The following is a 17,967-nucleotide window of genomic DNA, read 5'->3' as shown; positions in this document are numbered from 1 at the left end:
GTTCAGAATGTCATGGTCCGGCGCGACGCCAGGATCTTTTGCAGCACGGCACAATCGATATCGGGCGGAACCGCGCGTTCGCCGGTAATCAGAGGCAGGAATTCGGTGTCGGGGATGTCGAGGAGCCTCTCATATTGGTCGATTTCGTCGCCGGTCAAGGCGCCGATTTCGGCATCGGCGAAGGTGCCGAGGATAAGATCCATCTCGCGCATGCCGCGATGCCAGGAGCGGAACAGAAGCTTGCGGCGGCGGGCATCGAGCCCCTCGCTTGATCGTTTCGTTCCGGTCATCGTGCCGCATCCCTGTCTGAAGCGGCGCATATAGCGTGGATAGAGGGCGGTGTCAGCCTTGCGCAATGGCCGTCGCGACATAAGCTGACATCATGCGTCCTTCCCTCCTCGATCCGCTGTTCGTCCCAATCACCTCGCTTGCCGGTGTTGGGCCGAAAGTCGGCACACTGATCGAGAAGGTGGTCACTGCCGATCTCGGCGACCGCGCCGCCCGCGCCGGCGACCTCTTGTTCGTCTTGCCCCACACGGTGATCGACCGCCGCAACCGGCCGGGCATTGCGCTCGCACCGGCAGGCGCCATCGTCACGCTCGAAGTGCGCATCGACCGCCACCAGCCGCCACAGCGCGGCAACAGGTCGGTGCCCTACCGGGTCTATGCCCATGACGAGACCGGCGAAATCGGCCTGACGTTCTTCCATGCCCATGCCGCCTATCTCGAAAAGGCCATGCCCGTGGGCGAGCATGTCGTCGTCTCCGGCCGCATGGAATGGTTCAACGGCCGCCCGACCATGGTTCACCCCGATCATATCGCGCTCGCCAGTGACGCCGAAGCCCTGCCCCTGGTCGAGCCTGTCTATCCGTTGACCGCCGGCCTGTCGGGAAAGGTGCTGCGCCGCGCGATCGGCCAGGCTCTCGGCCGGCTGCCGGAGCTGCCGGAATGGCAGGACGGCGCCTTCATGCGCCGCCAGACTTTTCCGGCCTTCGGCGATGCGCTCACCCGCATCCACAATCCGGCCGACCCGATCGACGTCGCCATCGAGGGGGCAGCGTGGCGGCGGCTTGCCTATGATGAACTGCTGGCCGGCCAGGTGTCGCTGGCGCTGGTGCGGGCAAAGGTGCGCCGCCTGTCCGGCCGCCCGCTGATTGGCGACGGCCGTATCGTCGAAAAACTGCGCGCGGCCCTGCCCTATTCACTGACTGGTAGCCAAGAATTCGCGCTCGCCGAAATCAACGCCGATCTCGCCGACCCAGAACGCATGCTGCGTCTGCTGCAAGGCGACGTCGGCTCCGGCAAGACGGTGGTCGCGCTGCTCGCCATGGCGCGCGCCGTCGAGGCCGGCGGCCAGGCGGCGCTGATGGCGCCGACCGAAATCCTGGCCCGCCAGCATCTTGCGACGATCACGCCTTTGGCGGAAAAGGCCGGCCTACGCATCGCCATCCTCACCGGCCGCGAAAAGGGCCGCGAGCGCACCGACACGCTCGCCGGTCTTGCAAACGGAGAAATCGACATCGTTGTCGGCACCCATGCGCTGTTCCAGGAAACCGTGACTTTCCATGACCTCGTCTTCGCCGTGGTCGACGAGCAGCACCGTTTCGGTGTCCACCAGCGGCTTGCCATCACCGCCAAGGGCGATGCGCCCGACATGCTGGTGATGACGGCGACGCCGATCCCGCGCACTTTGGTGCTGACCGCCTTCGGCGACATGGATGTCTCGAAACTGACCGAAAAGCCGGTCGGCCGCCAGCCGATCCGCACCGTGACCTTGCCGCTCGAAAGGCTGGACGAACTGGTTGGCCGTATGCTCGATGCCGTCACCGACGGTCAGAAAATCTACTGGATCTGTCCGCTGGTCGAGGAATCCGAAGAGATCAAGCTGATGTCGGCCGAGGATCGTTTCGCTTCGCTGAAGCCGCTATTCGGCGACAGGATCGGGCTGGTGCACGGACGTATGAAGGGCACAGAGAAGGACGAGGCGATGCGTGCCTTCAAGCAGGGCGAGACGCGCATCCTGATCGCCACCACAGTCATCGAGGTCGGCGTCGACGTGCCGGACGCGACGATCATGGTCATCGAGCATGCCGAGCGCTTCGGCCTTGCGCAACTGCACCAGCTGCGCGGCCGGGTCGGGCGCGGCGGCAAGCCGTCATCCTGCGTGCTGCTCTACAAGGATCCGCTGGGCGAGACGGCAAAACGCCGGCTGTCGGTGATGCGCGAGACCGAGGACGGGTTCCGCATCGCAGAGGAGGATCTGAAGCTGCGCGGCGAAGGCGAGTTGCTGGGCACCCGCCAGTCCGGCACGCCGGGCTTCCAGGTGGCGCGCATCGAGGCGCATGCCGATCTGCTCGAAGCCGCACGCGACGACGCAAGGCTGGTCCTGTCGCGCGATCCGGAATTGCAGTCCGAGCGCGGTTCGGCGCTTCGGCTATTGCTCTATCTGTTCGGCCGCGACGAGGCCGTGCGTCTGCTCCGCGCCGGCTGAGGCCCGGCGCCGACAGGCGGATTGGCAAGCGGGCCATCGATCCGCTCTCCATTGACGGTCACGATCTTGGCCTTCACCTCAGGTGCCACAAGCCCGGCCGACACGATCAGCTTGGCGCCGTCTTCGATCGTCATGTCGAGCAGCACGATGTCGGATTTCAGCACATACATCAGGAAGCCGGTGGTCGGGTTCGGCGTGCACGGCATGAACACCGCGATCAGCGGGTCGCCTTCCTGGTCGAGCTTCTGGTTGATCTCGGTTTCCTTCTCGCTGGCGACGAACACCAGCGACCAGACCCCCTTGCGCGGATATTCGACCAGCCCGACCTGGTGGAACATGTCGCCCTTGTTCGACAGCACCGTTTGGAAAATCTGCTTCAGCGAACCGTAGATGCCGCGCACCAGGGGCATGCGACCGAGCAAGCGCTCGCCGAAGTTGACGATGGCGCGGCCGACGATGTTGGCCGTCATGAAGCCGATCAGCGTGATCAGGATCAAGGCAACGATCAGGCCAAAGCCCGGAACCGGGACCGGCAGATAGGTGTCCGGGCTGTAGCGTGCCGGAATATAGGGTTTCACCCAGGAATCGACCCAGCCGATGAACGACCAGGCGATATAGGCGGTGATGGCCAGAGGTGCGCAGACGATGAAGCCGGTCAGGAAATAATTCCGCAGCCGGGTCATGCCTGAGGTCTTGGGAGCGTTCATGGGTTCACCGCAGCGCGCTGATTGCAACGCGACATTAGTGAACCGCAAGGCGGTTTGGAATTGCGAAGTTTTTAAAAGGCTGTTTACGCAGCTGCGTCCAGAGGCGCGATCTTCTCAAGCTCCGGCGCGAGTTTTTTCGCCTCGGTTTCAAGTTCATAGGCCTGCTGAAAATTCATCCAGAATTCGGGCGTGGTGTTGAAGAATCTGGCAAGGCGAAGCGCCGAATCGGGAGTCAGGCCAACCTCCTCCTTGACGATACGCTCGATGCGGGTGCGGGGAAGGTTGAGCCTCCTCGCGAGCGCACCGGGACTCATGCCGAGCGGGACGAGATATTCCTCGCGCAGATATTCTCCCGGATGAATCGGACGTGCAAACTTGAGCATAGTTCAAGGACCTCCAGGGTCGGGGCAAGCGCCCACTCAATGGTAGTCAACGATCTCCACATCTTCAGCCCCGGCGGCCGTCCACCTGAAGCAGATGCGCCATTGATCGTTGATGCGAATAGAATGTTGCCCGGTCCTGCTTCCTTTCAGGGCTTCGAGATGATTTCCAGGTGGCGATCGAAGGTCATTCAGTTGAGCTGCATTGTCGATTGCCCTGAGGCGGCGTTCACCACGAGCAACCAAATCTGGTGGAAAGCCTTTCGGCGCCTTGCCTTCGGCAACAGCCTCGACCGCTTTGCCCCTAAACGAAACGATCAATGCCATCCCCCAAGATTTGTATCATAGATTGATACAATGCACCATGCAAGGGGAAACGTATCAACAACTGATACAAACCAAGCTGTTTGGGACCATTCGGGCGGCAGTCAAGACTTGACCCCGGCCTATTCCACCGTCACCGATTTCGCCAGATTGCGCGGCTGGTCGACGTCGGTACCCATGAACACGGCGGTGAAGTAGGCGAGCATCTGGATCGGCAGCGCGTAGATGATCGGCGAGATGATTTCCGGCACGTCGGGCAGGATGATCGTCTCCATCGTCTTAACGCTGGCCTGCGCCGCGCCCTTGCTGTCGGTGATCAGGATGATCTTGCCGCCGCGCGCCGCCACTTCCTGCATGTTCGACACGGTCTTTTCGAAGATGCGGTCATGCGGCGCGATGACGATGACCGGCATGTTCTCGTCGATCAGCGCGATCGGCCCATGCTTCAGCTCGCCGGCGGCATAGCCCTCGGCGTGGATATAGGAGATTTCCTTGAGCTTCAGCGCGCCTTCCATAGCCAGCGGAAAATTGGTGTCGCGGCCGAGATAAAGCACGTCCTTGTAGCGCGAGAGTTCGCGCGCGATTCGTTCGATCTGCCCGTCGAGCTTCAGCACCTGGTTGGCGTAGCGCGGCGCTTCCGACAGCTCGCGCACCAGCGTCTTTTCCTGCTCACGCGAAATCGTTCCGCGCGCCACGCCGGCGCGTACCGCAAGTGAAGCCAGCACCGAAAGCTGGCAAGTGAACGCCTTGGTCGAGGCGACGCCAATCTCGGGGCCGGCCAGCGTCGGCAGCACCACGTCGGATTCGCGCGCCATGGTCGATTCGCGCACATTGACGACAGCACCGATCTTCATGCCGGCCTTGCGGCAGTAGCGCAGCGACGCCAGCGTGTCGGCGGTCTCGCCCGACTGCGAGATGAAGAAAGCGGCGTCGTTGGCCGACAGCGGCATCTCGCGGTAGCGGAATTCCGAGGCGACATCGATGTCGACCGGCAGCCGCGCATAACGCTCGAACCAGTATTTGCTGATCAAGCCGGCGAGATAGGCGGTGCCGCAGGCCGAGATCGCCAGCCGGCCGATCTTGGCGAAATCGAAGGGCAGCTCGAGCGGCTTGGAGACGCCGGAGACGAAATCCACATAATGCGCCAGCGTGTGCGAGATCACTTCCGGCTGCTCATGGATTTCCTTTTCCATGAAGTGCCGGCGGTTGCCCTTGTCGACCATGAAGCTGGTCGACAGCGACTGCTGGCGCTTGCGGTCGACCTTGTTGCCGTCCATGTCGAAAATGGCGACCTCATTGCGGCGCACGACAGCCCAGTCGCCGTCTTCCAGATAGGTGATCGAATTGGTGAAGGGCGCCAGCGCGATGGCGTCGGAGCCCAAAAACATCTCGCCGTCGCCATGGCCGACGGCCAAGGGCGGGCCGTTGCGGGCGCCGACGATGAGGTCCTCGTCACCCCTGAACATGATCGCCAGCGCGAAGGCGCCGTCCAGCCGCTTCAGCGCCTGGTGCGCGGCCTCGACCGGCTTCAGCCCCTTGGCCAGTTCGCGCGCCACCAGGTGCGCGACGACCTCGGTGTCGGTCTGCGACGAGAAAGAATAGCCGTCGCGGATCAGTTCGTCGCGCAATTCGGCGAAGTTCTCGATGATGCCGTTGTGGACGATGGCGACGCCGTCGGAAAAATGCGGATGCGCGTTGGTCTCATTCGGCACGCCATGCGTCGCCCAGCGCGTGTGGCCGATGCCGATCGTACCGTCGAGCGGCTCGCTCTTCAGCAGGCGTTCGAGATTGACCAGCTTGCCTTCGGCGCGCCTGCGGCCAAGCTCGCCATGTTCGATGGTGGCGACGCCGGCCGAGTCATAGCCGCGGTATTCGAGCCGTTTCAGCGCATCGACGATGAGCGGCGCGACCTGCTGTTGGCCGACAATTCCGACGATACCGCACATGGCGCTTGCCCCCGATTCCTTGCAGAAACCCAGCGCTATCTAGGGATTGCCGGCCTGCCGTAAAAGTCACTTTGCGTTTCGTTCCGTGTCAGCGGAACGGTCCTGCTCGCAATGCACCATGCCAGACCGCTCTTGCAATCCGGTTACTGCAATCGTTCGGTTTTTCAGGCGCTTGGCCTGCCAATATTCACTTTTTCTTCGCCGCAGCCGCCGAAGCAAAACGCTCGCGCAATTCCTTGCCCTTGCCTGGAATCGTTTTCTGACGGGCGCGGCCGAAGGCCAGCGCGTCATCCGGCACGCTTTCGGTAATCACACTGCCCGAGGCGATGTAGCCGCCGTTGCCGATCGTGACCGGCGCCACCAGCGAGGAGTTCGAACCGATGAAGGCGCCCTCGCCGATGTCGGTGAAGAATTTCGAATAGCCGTCATAATTGCAGGTGATGGTGCCGGCGCCGATATTGGCGCCCGCTCCAACCCTCGCATCGCCGATATAGGTCAGATGGTTGACCTTGGCGCCCTCCTCGATGACAGCCTGCTTGACCTCGCAGAAATTGCCGACCTTGGCCTTCTGCTTGAGATCGGCACCCGGCCGCAGCCGCGCGAACGGCCCGACATCGCAGTTCGAGGCGACGGTGGCGCCCTCGATATGGCTGAAGGCATGGATCTTGGCGCCCGTGGCGATCTTCACGCCTAGCCCGAACCAGACATTGGGTTCGACGACCGTGTCGGCGCCGATCTCGGTATCGTGCGAGAAGAAAACTGTCTCGGGCGATATCAGCGTCACTCCCGACAGCATCGTCTCGCGCCGCCGGCGCCGCTGCCAGATGCCTTCGGCTTCGGCAAGTTCGGCGCGGTTGTTGATGCCGAGCGCGTTCTCGAAACTGGCCTCAGTGGCGATGACATCGAGCCCTTGGCCGCTGGCGATCTCGACGATATCGGTCAGGTAGTATTCGCCCTTGGCGTTCTTGTTGCCAACCGCTTCGAGCAGCTTCAGCGCCTGGCTGCCGGCCACCGCCATCAGCCCGCCATTGCAGAAGGTAATCTTTTTCTCCTCGTCGGAGCAGTCCTTCTCCTCGCGGATTGCGACCAGCTTGCCGCCCTTTTCGATCAGGCGGCCATAGCCGGTCGGGTTGGCCGTGCGGAAACCGATCACAACGACGCCAGCACCTTCGGCCAGTTTCAACCGTCCCACGGTGAGCGCGTCCGGATCGATCAACGGCGTGTCGCCGAACATTACGAGGACATCGTCGTAACCCCTTGATATCGCGTCGCGCGCAGCCAGCACGGCATGCGCGGTGCCCAAGCGCTTTTCCTGCACAAAAGTCTCTGCCTTCGGCGCAAACTTGGTCGCCGCCTTCCGCATCTCGTCCGCGCCATGGCCGATCACCAGCGCCTGATCCCCAGCGCCGGCGGCTTCGGCCGCCTTCACCACATGGGCAACCATCGGCAGGCCGGCGATCTGATGCAGCACCTTCGGCAGCGCGCTCTTCATGCGCGTGCCTTCGCCGGCGGCGAGGATGACGGACAGGCAGGATCTCTGGCTCATGAATGGGCAACCGTATGAAAAGGGATCAGGAATCGAAACTATCTAGCATTGGCGCCATGCTGCACCAATGCGGTTAAATTCCGGTGAGATGGCGGAGCAGCTGACTCTTAATCAGCGGGCCTAAAGTTCTGTACGACAGCCCGGGCTTGTATCGGGACGCCTATCCCAATTGCCCCAGGGCTGGGAAGTTCTCCAGGAGCCAATACGACGCGCTCTGTACCCCGCCGGTCAGGAAAAACACCCCCGCGACAACCAGTAGTGCGCCGATCGCCTTTTCGACGCGGCCGAGATGGACGCGGAATTTGCCAAGGAAGCGCATGAAGGCCGAGGAAAACAGGGCTGCGATCAGGAACGGGATGCCCAGCCCGAGCGAATAGGCAGCGAGCAGCAGCGCGCCCTCACCGACCGTCTCGCGGCCGCCGGCCAGCGTCAGGATCGGTCCCAGCACCGGACCGATGCAGGGTGTCCAGCCGAAAGCGAAGGCCAGCCCCATGACATAGGCGGCAATCAGGCTGGCCGGCTTGCCTTGCGACTGGAAGCGCGCCTCGCGCGACAGAAGCGGGATGCGCAATATGCCGAGGAAATTCAGCCCCATCAGGATGATCAGCACGCCGGCGGCCATCGCCAGCTGCTCCTGCCAGATGCGTAGCCAATGACCGATGGTCGAGGCGCCGGCGCCGAGCGCGACGAACACGGTGGAGAAGCCGAGCACGAAGGCGATCGAGGACGCAATCAACGCACCACGCGCGCCGGCCCTGGCCGTGGCGCCGGCATCGCCGCGAAAGTCGTCGACCGACACGCCGGCCATGTAGCAGAGATAGGGCGGCACCAGCGGCAGCACGCAAGGCGACAGGAACGAGATCGCCCCCGCCCCAACCGCGCTGACATAGCCGATGTCCAATGCCATTCCGTAGCTCCAACAATGCTGGCGCGCATATAGCGACGCACCGCCTTGTCCACCAATCACCATTTTGTGGCAAGCCGCACTGCCTGCAGCGACAGACGGGGAAGAAACGGGCAGCCGGACACGTTGAACAGACAAGGCCGCGATTTCCCGCGCGCCTTTTCGGATCACTCAGGGAGATTTCCATGAAAACGATCACAGCCGGGCTGGCCGCGCTTTTGCTCAGCACCGCCGCATCCTTCGCTGCCGAGGCGTGGAAGGAAGCCGATGTCGGTGGCACCAAGATCTACACCGATGCCAACGGCATGACGCTTTATACCTACGACAAGGACGAGAAGGGCAAGACCAACTGCTACGACAAATGCGCCACCAACTGGCCGCCGCTGAAGGCCGAGGCCGACGCGAAAGCCGACGGTGAATGGACAGTCGTCGACCGCACCGACGGCACCAAGATGTGGGCCTATGAGGGCAAGCCGGTCTACACCTTCATCAAGGACAAGAAAGCCGGCGACATGACCGGTGACGGCGTCGGCGAAGTCTGGCACGTCGTCAAGGCCGACTGACGTTCCCAATGCAGCGTCCTGCCTGCTGGCGGACAGTGTGCTGCCGCTAGCGGGACGTCGACTGGTCGCCGGGCACCCTCCATTCGCCTGGCGGCCGGTTTCACAATGCAGGCCATTGCGCCTGCTCAGATGCGGCACTGGGCCGGATTTGCATGGTCGCTGGCGACGTATCTCCGAGTCGTTTCGGGTCGCTCGAAGCATGAACGGCCTTCCCCGAAATTCTGTGATGTTCCCCATACACTCTAAGAGTGTATTGCTGCGGACGTCCTCGCAATTTGGCCACTTCCCCTTGACCGATTGCAAAAGCGCGGCCATGTGAGCGACGAAAAGAACGCGTCGCGCAGCGGAATTCTTCTGCCGCCCCACAGCTGATATGAGACCTCATGGACGTCGTCGTCGTCGAATCGCCGGCCAAGGCAAAGACAATCAACAAATACCTCGGCAAGAACTACAAGGTTCTGGCCTCGTTCGGCCATGTCCGCGATCTGCCGGCCAAGGACGGCTCGGTGCGCCCGGACGAGGATTTCGCCATGTCCTGGGCCGTCGATACCGCATCGGGCAAGCGCTTGGCCGACATCGCCAAGGCGGTCAAGGATGCCGACGGCCTGATCCTCGCCACCGACCCGGACCGCGAAGGCGAAGCGATCTCCTGGCATGTGCTGGAAGTGCTGAAGCAGAAGCGCGCGCTGAAGGACAAGCCGGTCAGCCGCGTCGTCTTCAACGCCATCACCAAGTCCTCGGTGCTGGAAGCCATGGCCAATCCGCGCCAGATCGACGCGCCACTGGTCGATGCCTATCTCGCCCGCCGGGCGCTGGACTATCTCGTCGGCTTCACGCTGTCGCCGGTGCTGTGGCGCAAGCTGCCCGGCGCCCGCTCGGCCGGCCGCGTCCAGTCGGTGGCGCTGCGCCTGGTCTGCGACCGCGAATCCGAGATCGAGCGCTTCATCCGCGAGGAATACTGGCAGATCGCCGCCATTCTCGGCACGCCGCGCAACGAGAATTTCGAAGCACGGCTCACCGCCTTCGAGCGCAAGAAGCTGCAAAAACTCGACATCGCCAACAAGGCGCAGGCCGACGACATCAAGGCGATGCTCGAAGGCGCTGCCTTCAAGGCGGTATCGGTCGAGGCAAAGCCGACCAAGCGCAATCCGGGCCCGCCCTTCACCACCTCGACGCTGCAGCAGGCGGCCTCCTCTGGCCTCGGCTTTTCCGCCAGCCGCACCATGCAGGTGGCGCAGCGCCTCTATGAAGGCATGGACATCGGCGGCGAGGCCGCCGGCCTGATCACCTATATGCGAACCGACGGCGTGCAGATGGCGCCGGAGGCGATCGACGCCGCGCGCGATGCGATCGCCAAGGAATTCGGCGCAAAATACCTGCCGGAAAAGCCGCGCTTTTACACGACCAAGGCCAAGAACGCCCAGGAAGCGCACGAGGCGATCCGACCGACCGATTTCATGCGCACGCCGGCTTCGGTCCGGCAGTATCTCGATGCCGACCAGGCGCGGCTCTACGAGCTGATCTGGAAGCGCGCCATCGCCAGCCAGATGCAGCCGGCCGAGATCGAGCGCACCACGGTCGAGATCGAAGCGGTCAACGGCGCTCGCACCGCCGAGCTTCGCGCCGTCGGTTCGGTCGTTCGCTTCGACGGTTTCATCGCCGCCTACACCGACCAGAAGGACGAGGACGCGGAGGACGAGGAAAGCCGCCGCCTGCCCGAGATCCGTGCCGGCGAACAGCTTGCGCGCCAGGCGATCAACGCCACCCAGCACACCACCGAGCCGCCGCCGCGCTATTCGGAAGCCTCACTGATCAAGAAGCTGGAAGAGCTCGGCATCGGCCGCCCGTCCACCTACACGGCGATCCTGAAGACGCTCGAGGACCGCGATTACGTCGAGATCGACAAGCGCAAGCTGGTGCCGCAGGCCAAGGGCCGGCTGTTGTCGGCCTTCCTCGAAAGCTTCTTCGAGCGCTATGTCGAATATGATTTCACCGCCTCGCTCGAGGAAAAGCTCGACGAGATCTCCGACGGCAAGCTCGCCTGGAAGGATGTGCTGCGCGACTTCTGGAAGGATTTTTCCGGCGCCGTCGCCGACATCAAGGAACTGCGCGTCACTGATGTTCTCGATGCGCTGAACGAAGAGCTGGCGCCACTGGTGTTCCCGGCGCGGGAAGACGGCTCGAACCCCCGCATCTGCCCGAAATGCGGCACCGGCAATCTGTCGCTCAAGCTCGGCAAATTCGGCGCCTTCGTCGGCTGCTCGAACTATCCGGAATGCTCGTTCACCCGCCAGCTCGGCGACGCCGCCAACCCCAATGGCGAGAACGGCAATGGCGACGACGGCACCAAGGTGCTGGGCAAGGACCCCTACACGGCTGAGGAGATCACGCTGCGTAGCGGTCGCTTCGGCCCCTACATCCAGCGCGGCGATGGCAAGGAAGCCAAGCGCTCCAGCCTGCCCAAGGGCTGGACGGTCGATACAATCGACCACGAAAAGGCGCTCGCCCTCTTGGCGCTGCCGCGCGACGTCGGCAAGCATCCGGAGAGCGGCAAGATGATTTCGGCAGGGCTCGGCCGCTACGGACCGTTCGTGCTGCATGACGGCACCTACGCCAATCTCGAAAGCATCGAGGACGTGTTCTCGATCGGCCTCAACCGCGCCGTGTCGGTGATCGCCGAGAAGCAGCTGAAGGGCAAGAACGGCCGCAATGGCGGCACCCCCGCCGCGCTGAAGGAGCTTGGCGATCACCCCGATGGCGGCGGCAAGATCGTCGTGCGCGACGGCAAATACGGGCCCTACGTCAATTTCGGCAAGGTCAACGCGACGCTGCCCAAGGGCAAGGACCCGCAATCGGTGACCATCGAGGACGCGCTGGCGCTGATTGCCGAGAAGGAAGCCAAGGGCGGCGGCGGCAAGAAGCCGTTCCGCAAGGCGGCGGGGGCGAAGCCCGCGGCCGCCAAAAAGCCGGCGGCGAAGAAAAAGGGATAGCAGGCCGTGGCGCGCAGGATCTCCGGACGAAGCCACGGCGATCCGCGCACCGCCGATACCCGCGCCAAGGTGAAGGACGACTACCGCCCCTCACGCGACGAGATCCTGCGCTACATCGCCGAAAACCCGGACCGCGCCGGCAAGCGCGACATCGCCAAGGCGTTCGCGCTGCGCGGCGAGGACCGCATCTGGCTGAAGGACATGCTGCGCGACCTGCAGGACGAAGGCATCCTGACCAAGGAGCGCAAGCGGCTCGCCCGCGTCGGCGCCCTGCCCCATGTCGCGGTGCTCGACATTTTTGGCCGCGATGGCGACGGCGTGCTGCTGGCGCACCCGGCCGAGCCTATCGGCAACGGCGAGCCGCCGGTCGTCTCGATCCGCGTCTCGCGCGGCGGCAATGGTCCGGCGCCGGGCATCGGTGACCGCGTGCTGGCCAAGACCTTCCCCACCGACGATGCGACAGGCCCCGCCTATACCGGCCGGGTGATGAAGATCTTCGAGAAACGCACGGATGCCGTGCTCGGCGTTTTTCGTGTGCTGAAGGACGGAACCTTCCGGATCGAGCCGGTGGAACGGCGCCAGCCCGAACTGGTCGTCGACAAGGAATTCCAGAACGGCGCCAAGAACGGCGACCTGGTCGAGGTCGAGCCGGCGCGCGCCTCCCGCTACGGGCTGCCGCGCGCGAAAGTCCTGACGGTGCTGGGCTCGCTGACCAGCGAGAAGGCGGTCTCGATGATCGCCATCCATGCCCACGATATTCCGCATATCTTTCCGGCCGACGTAATCGCCGAATCCGAGGCCGTGAAGCCGGCGACGCTTGATCACCGCGAGGACTGGCGCGACCTGCCGCTTGTCACCATCGATCCGGCCGACGCCAAGGACCATGACGATGCGGTGTTCGCCACGCCCGACACCGACGACAAGAACCCCGGCGGCGTGGTCGTCACCGTGGCGATCGCCGATGTCGCGGCTTACGTCCGCTATGGCACCGCGCTCGACCGCGAGGCGCTGAAGCGCGGCAATTCGGTCTATTTCCCCGACCGCGTCGTGCCGATGCTGCCCGAACGCATCTCCAACGACCTTTGCTCGCTGCGCGAGGGCCAGGATCGCCCGGCGCTTGCGGTGCGCATGACCTTTTCCGCCGACGGCCGCAAAGTCAGGCATTCCTTCCACCGTGTCATGATGAAGTCGGCGGCGAAACTCGCCTACCCGCAGGCGCAGGCGGCCATCGACGGCATGCCTGACGACAAGACCGGCCCGATCCTCGACGCGGTGCTGAAGCCGCTATGGGACGCTTATGCCATCCTCAAGCGCGGTCGCGATTCCCGCCAGCCGTTGGAACTCGACCTGCCGGAGCGCAAGATCCTGCTGAAGGAGGACGGCACCGTCGACCGCGTCGTCGTGCCGGAGCGGCTCGACGCCCACAGGCTCATCGAAGAGTTCATGATCCAGGCCAATGTCGCGGCCGCCGAAACGCTGGAGGCCAAGCGCCAGGCGCTGGTCTACCGCATCCACGATGCGCCTTCGCTGGCCAAGCAGGAATCGCTGCGCGAATTCCTGCAGACGCTCGGCCTGTCGCTGGCGCGCGGCACCCAGATGCGCCCGGCCCAGTTCAACGGCATCCTCGAGCGCGTCAGCGGCGCCGACAATGAGGGGCTGGTCAACGAAGTGGTGCTGCGCTCGCAGAGCCAGGCCGAATATTCGCCGAAGAATATCGGCCATTTCGGCCTTAACCTGAAACGCTACGCGCATTTCACCTCGCCGATCCGCCGCTATGCCGACCTGATCGTGCATCGCGGGCTGATTGCCGCACTCGACCTCGGCGCGGGCGGCCTGACACAGAATGAGGCAGACCGGCTGGAAGATGTTTCCGTGCTGATCTCCGGCACCGAGCGCCGCGCCATGGCGGCCGAACGCGACACGGTCGACCGGCTGGTCGCGGCCTATCTGGCCGAACGCATCGACGACCGCTTCGACGCGCGCATCTCCGGCGTCACCAAATCGGGACTATTTGTCCAATTGCCGCAGTACGGCGCGGATGGCTTTATCCCGGTGTCAAGTCTGGACGGCGATTACTATATCTACGACGAAACCGCTCGATCGCTGTTCGGAGAGCGCACCGGCAAGGGTTATCAGCTTGCCGACCGCGTCGAGGTTCGCCTGGTCGAGGTGGCGCCGATGGCCGGCGCGATGCGTTTCGAGATGCTGACCGACCCGAAGCCGCTGCCCGGTTCCAAACGGTCGTTCCACAAGGCCAAGGGCCGCGCCCGCGCGTCGCAATCGCGTCCGGGCACGCGCGGCAGGAGACGATGATGGCAAGACAGTTGCAGATGGAAGACCAGGTTTTCGGCGGCGAACTTCATTCGGGCCGGGTCGCACGACCGCTGTGGACAGCGATGAAGCGCGGCCTGCTCGGCCGCTGCCCGCATTGCGGCGAAGGCAAGCTGTTTCGCGGCTTCACCAAGTCCGTCGACAAATGCGACCATTGCGGCGAGGAACTGCATCACCACCGTGCCGACGACCTGCCCGCCTATCTGGTGATCGTCATCGTCGGCCATATCGTGCTTGGCGCCTTCATGGGCGTCGAGGCAACCTCCACCCTCTCCACCTGGCAGCACATCGCCATCTGGGTGCCGCTGACCATCCTGCTCGCGGTGGTGCTCTTACAGCCGGTCAAGGGCGCCGTCATCGGCCTGCAATGGGCGCTCTATATGCACGGCTTCGGCGGCGAAAAGGATGTCATCGAGTCTCACCCCGAGGCTTGAAGTCGCGGCTGGTGCAATCGGCGATGGCTGAACGCCACTTTCGCACAAGACAAGTTTCCGCTAAAGCGCGTCGCGTATGAACGGGTTCACGCGACACGCTTCAGATCTTATTTCCGTGCAGGTCGTTGGTCCCCGAACCTTCTGGACGACATGCATCAGGTCGAGCGTATGGACGGGATGACCAAGGCCGACATCGACAAGGTTGAGCGGAGTGTTGCATTGCCACAGGCCCGGGCGTTGCGTCCGCGCGACGCCGCGACGCTGATTCTGCTCGACCGCAAGGGCGATGACATCCAGGTGCTGATGGGCCGCCGCCATGCCGGTCATGCCTTCATGCCCGGGAAATTCGTCTTTCCCGGCGGCCGCACGGATCCAGCCGACAGCCGCATTCCCGTCGCAGCAGGGCTCCACTCGGAGGAACAAGCCAATTTGACCACCGGCCTTGGCCGCACGAGCGTGGCACGCGCCCGCGCCATTGCGCTGTCGGCGATCCGCGAGACCTACGAGGAAGCCGGCCTGCTCATCGGCCGCAAAGGCACCTTCGCGACGACCAGTCGTGATTGGCAAGGCTTTGCCAAACACGGTGTGATGCCCTCGCTGGAGCCGCTGCGTTTCATCGCGCGGGCGATCACGCCGCCAAACCGGGTACGCCGTTTCGACACCCGCTTCTTCAGCGCCTGGCGCGGCAACGTGGCGGTTGAGCTTCCGGGCGGCGGTCCGACCAATGAGTTGGAGGAGCTGGTCTGGCTGCCGCTGGCCAAGGCCAGGCAGGCAGACATACCCGACATCACCCGCATGATCCTGGAGGAGCTGGAAAGGCGGCTCGCCGACGATCCGCTGCTGCGTCCGGGCGGCTCCGTGCCCCTCTACCGGCTTGTCCGCAACCGCTTCATCCGCGAAATTCTATAGGTAATTCAGGCATCACATGACGGTCGATACCCAGCAACAGGGAGACGAACGCGTACACTGGCTGCCGATGGTCGCTGCGATCTCCTCGATCAGCGTTGTCGGCATCGCCATCGGCCTCGGCATGCCGCTGCTCAGCGTCATCCTGGAGACGCGCGGCCACTCGGCCTCGATGATCGGCCTTAACACCGCCGTCGCCGGCCTGGCCTCGATCGCCGGTGCGCCGCTCGCCACGCCGCTTGCCATGCGCTTCGGTGTCGCCTGGACCATGTTAGCCATGATTGCCGCCGGCGCGCTCGCCTTCGTCGGCTTCCATTTCGCGCCGGACTTCTGGATGTGGTTCCCGCTGCGCGTCGTGCTGCATATCGCGCTGACAGTGCTGTTCATCCTGTCGGAATTCTGGATCAGCACCTCGGCACCGCCGCACCGGCGCGGCCTGGTGCTGGGCATCTATGCCACCGTACTGTCGCTCGGTTTCGCTGCCGGGCCGTGGCTGTTTTCCCATCTCGGCAGCTCCGGCTTCCGGCCCTTCGGCGTCATCATCGGGTTGGTGACACTGGCCGCAATACCGGTGCTGGCGGCACGCAACGAGAGCCCGACGATCGTGGCGGACGGCGAGACCAGCAATTTCCTGCGCTACATCTGGCTGGTGCCGACCGCCACCTTCGCGGTGCTGGTGTTCGGCGCCGTCGAGACCGGCGGCTTCGCACTGTTCCCGATCTATGGCAGCCGCATCGGCTACTCCGAAGCCGACGCCGCCCTGCTGCTGACCATGATCGGCCTCGGCAACGTGCTTCTGCAGATCCCGATCGGCATGATCAGCGACCGCGTCTCGGACCGCCGCCATCTGCTCCTGGCTTGCGCCACCGTCGGCCTCGCCGGCACCGTCTTCATGCCGCACTTCGCCGCGAATTGGCACCTGATGGCAGCGCTTCTGTTCGTCTGGGGTGGCGTGGTCGCCGCGCTCTATACGATCGGCCTTGCCCATCTCGGCTCCCAGCTCTCCGGCCATGAGTTGGCCTCCGCCAACGCCGCCTTCGTGCTTTGCTATGGCGTCGGCATGGTGCTCGGGCCGCAGGCGATCGGCATCGGTATGGACATCTTCGGCCCCTCCGGCTTCGGCTGGTCGCTCGGTGTTTTCTTCGCCGCCTATATCGCTTTGGTCGGCATCAGGCTCGTCCGGAAAATCCTGTAGAGCGGCTCGATCAGGCGCCTCGGCGCACGAGGCTGCTGACATCACCGTGTCAGCAGCACCCCTGCTATATCGACGCTCCACAAGCAGGGAGATATCAGATGATCGACAGTGGATTTGAAACCAGATCGGTGCGGATGGAGTTGCTGCTGCTTGTCAGCTTCCAGGCACCGCCCGCCGATGTCGACCGCATCATGGAAGCGGTGGTGGCGATCAACCCGCTCGGCATGGGCAATTATGACAGCAACGCCTTCCAGTCGGCTGGCGGCGTCGAGCGCTACCGGCCGCTCGAAGGTGCTGCCGCCGGCGCCGAGACGATCTTGCGTGAGCGGCCAGGCACGGTCGAGGTGTCGTTCGAACTGCCCGACGACCAGACGCTGGCCGCCCGAATCGTTGAGGCGATCTACCAGGCGCATTCCTATCAGGAGCCGGTGATCCGCATCCAGCCGCTGCTCGCCAGCAGCTCGAAAGGTCTCGACGACCGCGCCAACCCCAATCGCTGGTGGAACACCACGGGCGACTGGAAGAAGGCCGCTTCACCGGTCAGGGAGGACGCCTGAAGCTGCCGACGTCGCTGCCGTCGGCACGCTCCTTGCCTGCGGCAACATGGGCATTGGGCGCGGCAGAGGCCCGGCCGGGCTTGACTTTCCGGGCACGTTCTTTATGTGTCGCGCCAAGTTTCCCGCGTCCGGGTGTTTTCCCCGTGCTCCAGCGGCCAAAACTCCACGAACATTAACGGACGAACATCATGGCCAAAGCCGCAAACATCAAGATCAAGCTTCTGTCGACCGCCGACACCGGTTTCTTCTACGTGACCAGCAAGAACAGCCGTACCAAGACCGACAAGCTGTCGTTCCGCAAGTACGATCCGGTCGCCAAGAAGCACGTCGAATTCAAGGAAACCAAGATCAAGTAATCGGTTTCCTCCGAGTATGCCGAAGCGCCGCCCACCGGGCGGCGTTTTTCGTTTGGGTGGACTGATCGCCAGCCCGCGCCGAAAACGCAGATCTTCCGCCGCTCGGCGCGGAATCCTGATGTCGTTTTTTGGGAGAAAGGGGGCCGGTCGGCGTTTGGCAGCGGTACGAGGAGGCCACTATGTGCCAGCGCCGGCCGGCCGACCCCACGGACCCAGGAGATGCGGCGGACCTGAGCATCATGGGGTATTTTTCGGATCGAACCGGCAAATCCATCCTCGTGCCGGTCGTCTTGGTCTATGGCTTCACATTTGCGCAAGACCTTATAAAAATCAACAG

At 63.8% G+C, this 17,967-nt stretch carries 16 protein-coding genes; 9 read left to right on the top strand and 7 right to left on the bottom strand.

Features of this window, described 5'->3' with window-relative positions:
* Positions 1-2: 2 nt before the first annotated feature.
* The gene (locus ACFX5Q_RS15035) at positions 3-290 is read right to left on the bottom strand and encodes a succinate dehydrogenase assembly factor 2 (RefSeq protein ID WP_404279128.1); all 288 of its coding nucleotides are present in this window, start codon (positions 288-290) and stop codon (positions 3-5) included.
* 92 nt (positions 291-382) lie between these two features.
* Here ACFX5Q_RS15035 and recG point away from each other — a divergent pair, with 92 nt between their 5' ends.
* Positions 383-2,491, top strand: a complete 2,109-nt coding sequence (gene recG / locus ACFX5Q_RS15030) for an ATP-dependent DNA helicase RecG (protein WP_404279125.1) — start codon at positions 383-385, stop codon at positions 2,489-2,491.
* Here the strand turns inward: recG and ACFX5Q_RS15025 are convergent.
* From ACFX5Q_RS15025 to ACFX5Q_RS15000, 6 genes are all read right to left on the bottom strand, one after another.
* Positions 2,443-3,174, bottom strand: a complete 732-nt coding sequence (locus ACFX5Q_RS15025) for a DUF502 domain-containing protein (RefSeq protein ID WP_404279388.1) — start codon at positions 3,172-3,174, stop codon at positions 2,443-2,445. The genes recG and ACFX5Q_RS15025 overlap by 49 nt on opposite strands.
* Before the next feature lie 107 nt (positions 3,175-3,281).
* Positions 3,282-3,581 (bottom strand): HigA family addiction module antitoxin, encoded by a 300-nt coding sequence (locus ACFX5Q_RS15020; protein WP_404279123.1) that lies wholly within the window; start codon positions 3,579-3,581, stop codon positions 3,282-3,284.
* A gap of 36 nt (positions 3,582-3,617) precedes the next feature.
* The gene (locus tag ACFX5Q_RS15015) at positions 3,618-3,899 is read right to left on the bottom strand and encodes a type II toxin-antitoxin system RelE/ParE family toxin (protein WP_404279387.1); all 282 of its coding nucleotides are present in this window, start codon (positions 3,897-3,899) and stop codon (positions 3,618-3,620) included.
* Positions 3,900-4,024: 125 nt separating this feature from the next.
* A complete protein-coding gene (glmS, locus tag ACFX5Q_RS15010) occupies positions 4,025-5,848 on the bottom strand; it encodes a glutamine--fructose-6-phosphate transaminase (isomerizing) (RefSeq protein WP_404279121.1) in 1,824 nt (607 codons plus the stop codon).
* 187 nt (positions 5,849-6,035) lie between these two features.
* The gene (glmU, locus tag ACFX5Q_RS15005) at positions 6,036-7,394 is read right to left on the bottom strand and encodes a bifunctional UDP-N-acetylglucosamine diphosphorylase/glucosamine-1-phosphate N-acetyltransferase GlmU (protein ID WP_404279119.1); all 1,359 of its coding nucleotides are present in this window, start codon (positions 7,392-7,394) and stop codon (positions 6,036-6,038) included.
* Between the two features lie 160 nt (positions 7,395-7,554).
* The gene (locus tag ACFX5Q_RS15000; RefSeq protein ID WP_404279117.1) at positions 7,555-8,301 is read right to left on the bottom strand and encodes a cytochrome c biogenesis CcdA family protein; all 747 of its coding nucleotides are present in this window, start codon (positions 8,299-8,301) and stop codon (positions 7,555-7,557) included.
* Positions 8,302-8,483: 182 nt separating this feature from the next.
* On the opposite strand from ACFX5Q_RS15000, the gene ACFX5Q_RS14995 reads away from it, so the two are divergent.
* The 8 genes from ACFX5Q_RS14995 to rpmG all read left to right on the top strand — a co-directional run bounded on the left by ACFX5Q_RS14995 (position 8,484) and on the right by rpmG (position 17,630).
* Positions 8,484-8,861 carry a lipoprotein gene (locus tag ACFX5Q_RS14995; RefSeq protein WP_040582653.1) on the top strand — a complete coding sequence of 126 codons (378 nt, stop codon included), beginning with the start codon at positions 8,484-8,486 and terminating at the stop codon, positions 8,859-8,861.
* A 383-nt stretch (positions 8,862-9,244) separates the two neighbouring features.
* Positions 9,245-11,851 (top strand): type I DNA topoisomerase, encoded by a 2,607-nt coding sequence (gene topA / locus ACFX5Q_RS14990; protein ID WP_404279115.1) that lies wholly within the window; start codon positions 9,245-9,247, stop codon positions 11,849-11,851.
* A 6-nt stretch (positions 11,852-11,857) separates the two neighbouring features.
* Positions 11,858-14,164 carry a ribonuclease R gene (rnr, locus tag ACFX5Q_RS14985; RefSeq protein WP_404279113.1) on the top strand — a complete coding sequence of 769 codons (2,307 nt, stop codon included), beginning with the start codon at positions 11,858-11,860 and terminating at the stop codon, positions 14,162-14,164.
* 17 nt (positions 14,165-14,181) lie between these two features.
* The gene (locus ACFX5Q_RS14980; protein ID WP_404279385.1) at positions 14,182-14,616 is read left to right on the top strand and encodes a DUF983 domain-containing protein; all 435 of its coding nucleotides are present in this window, start codon (positions 14,182-14,184) and stop codon (positions 14,614-14,616) included.
* Positions 14,617-14,784: 168 nt separating this feature from the next.
* The gene (locus tag ACFX5Q_RS14975) at positions 14,785-15,525 is read left to right on the top strand and encodes an NUDIX hydrolase (protein WP_404279111.1); all 741 of its coding nucleotides are present in this window, start codon (positions 14,785-14,787) and stop codon (positions 15,523-15,525) included.
* A gap of 16 nt (positions 15,526-15,541) precedes the next feature.
* Positions 15,542-16,717, top strand: a complete 1,176-nt coding sequence (locus tag ACFX5Q_RS14970) for an MFS transporter (protein ID WP_404279109.1) — start codon at positions 15,542-15,544, stop codon at positions 16,715-16,717.
* Between the two features lie 98 nt (positions 16,718-16,815).
* The gene (locus ACFX5Q_RS14965; RefSeq protein ID WP_404279107.1) at positions 16,816-17,274 is read left to right on the top strand and encodes a hypothetical protein; all 459 of its coding nucleotides are present in this window, start codon (positions 16,816-16,818) and stop codon (positions 17,272-17,274) included.
* A 188-nt stretch (positions 17,275-17,462) separates the two neighbouring features.
* Positions 17,463-17,630, top strand: a complete 168-nt coding sequence (gene rpmG / locus ACFX5Q_RS14960; protein ID WP_006201775.1) for a 50S ribosomal protein L33 — start codon at positions 17,463-17,465, stop codon at positions 17,628-17,630.
* The last annotated feature ends 337 nt before the right edge of the window (positions 17,631-17,967 follow it).

It is taken from the genome of Mesorhizobium sp. IMUNJ 23033, assembly GCF_044778005.1.
Lineage (GTDB): Bacteria > Pseudomonadota > Alphaproteobacteria > Rhizobiales > Rhizobiaceae > Mesorhizobium > Mesorhizobium amorphae_A.
Note: the sequence above shows the minus strand (reverse complement) of the source record. Positions and strands in the feature narration are given on the sequence as shown.

What these genes read in the sequence shown, in the direction of transcription:
- ACFX5Q_RS15035 (WP_404279128.1), bottom strand. Translation starts at nt 290, where the DNA reads ATGACCGGAACGAAACGATCAAGCGAGGGGCTCGATGCCCGCCGCCGC.
- recG (WP_404279125.1), top strand. Translation starts at nt 383, where the DNA reads ATGCGTCCTTCCCTCCTCGATCCGCTGTTCGTCCCAATCACCTCGCTT.
- ACFX5Q_RS15025 (WP_404279388.1), bottom strand. Translation starts at nt 3,174, where the DNA reads ATGACCCGGCTGCGGAATTATTTCCTGACCGGCTTCATCGTCTGCGCA.
- ACFX5Q_RS15020 (WP_404279123.1), bottom strand. Translation starts at nt 3,581, where the DNA reads ATGCTCAAGTTTGCACGTCCGATTCATCCGGGAGAATATCTGCGCGAG.
- glmS (WP_404279121.1), bottom strand. Translation starts at nt 5,848, where the DNA reads ATGTGCGGTATCGTCGGAATTGTCGGCCAACAGCAGGTCGCGCCGCTC.
- glmU (WP_404279119.1), bottom strand. Translation starts at nt 7,394, where the DNA reads ATGAGCCAGAGATCCTGCCTGTCCGTCATCCTCGCCGCCGGCGAAGGC.
- ACFX5Q_RS15000 (WP_404279117.1), bottom strand. Translation starts at nt 8,301, where the DNA reads ATGGCATTGGACATCGGCTATGTCAGCGCGGTTGGGGCGGGGGCGATC.
- ACFX5Q_RS14995 (WP_040582653.1), top strand. Translation starts at nt 8,484, where the DNA reads ATGAAAACGATCACAGCCGGGCTGGCCGCGCTTTTGCTCAGCACCGCC.
- topA (WP_404279115.1), top strand. Translation starts at nt 9,245, where the DNA reads ATGGACGTCGTCGTCGTCGAATCGCCGGCCAAGGCAAAGACAATCAAC.
- ACFX5Q_RS14980 (WP_404279385.1), top strand. Translation starts at nt 14,182, where the DNA reads ATGGAAGACCAGGTTTTCGGCGGCGAACTTCATTCGGGCCGGGTCGCA.
- ACFX5Q_RS14975 (WP_404279111.1), top strand. Translation starts at nt 14,785, where the DNA reads ATGGACGGGATGACCAAGGCCGACATCGACAAGGTTGAGCGGAGTGTT.
- ACFX5Q_RS14970 (WP_404279109.1), top strand. Translation starts at nt 15,542, where the DNA reads ATGACGGTCGATACCCAGCAACAGGGAGACGAACGCGTACACTGGCTG.
- ACFX5Q_RS14965 (WP_404279107.1), top strand. Translation starts at nt 16,816, where the DNA reads ATGATCGACAGTGGATTTGAAACCAGATCGGTGCGGATGGAGTTGCTG.
- rpmG (WP_006201775.1), top strand. Translation starts at nt 17,463, where the DNA reads ATGGCCAAAGCCGCAAACATCAAGATCAAGCTTCTGTCGACCGCCGAC.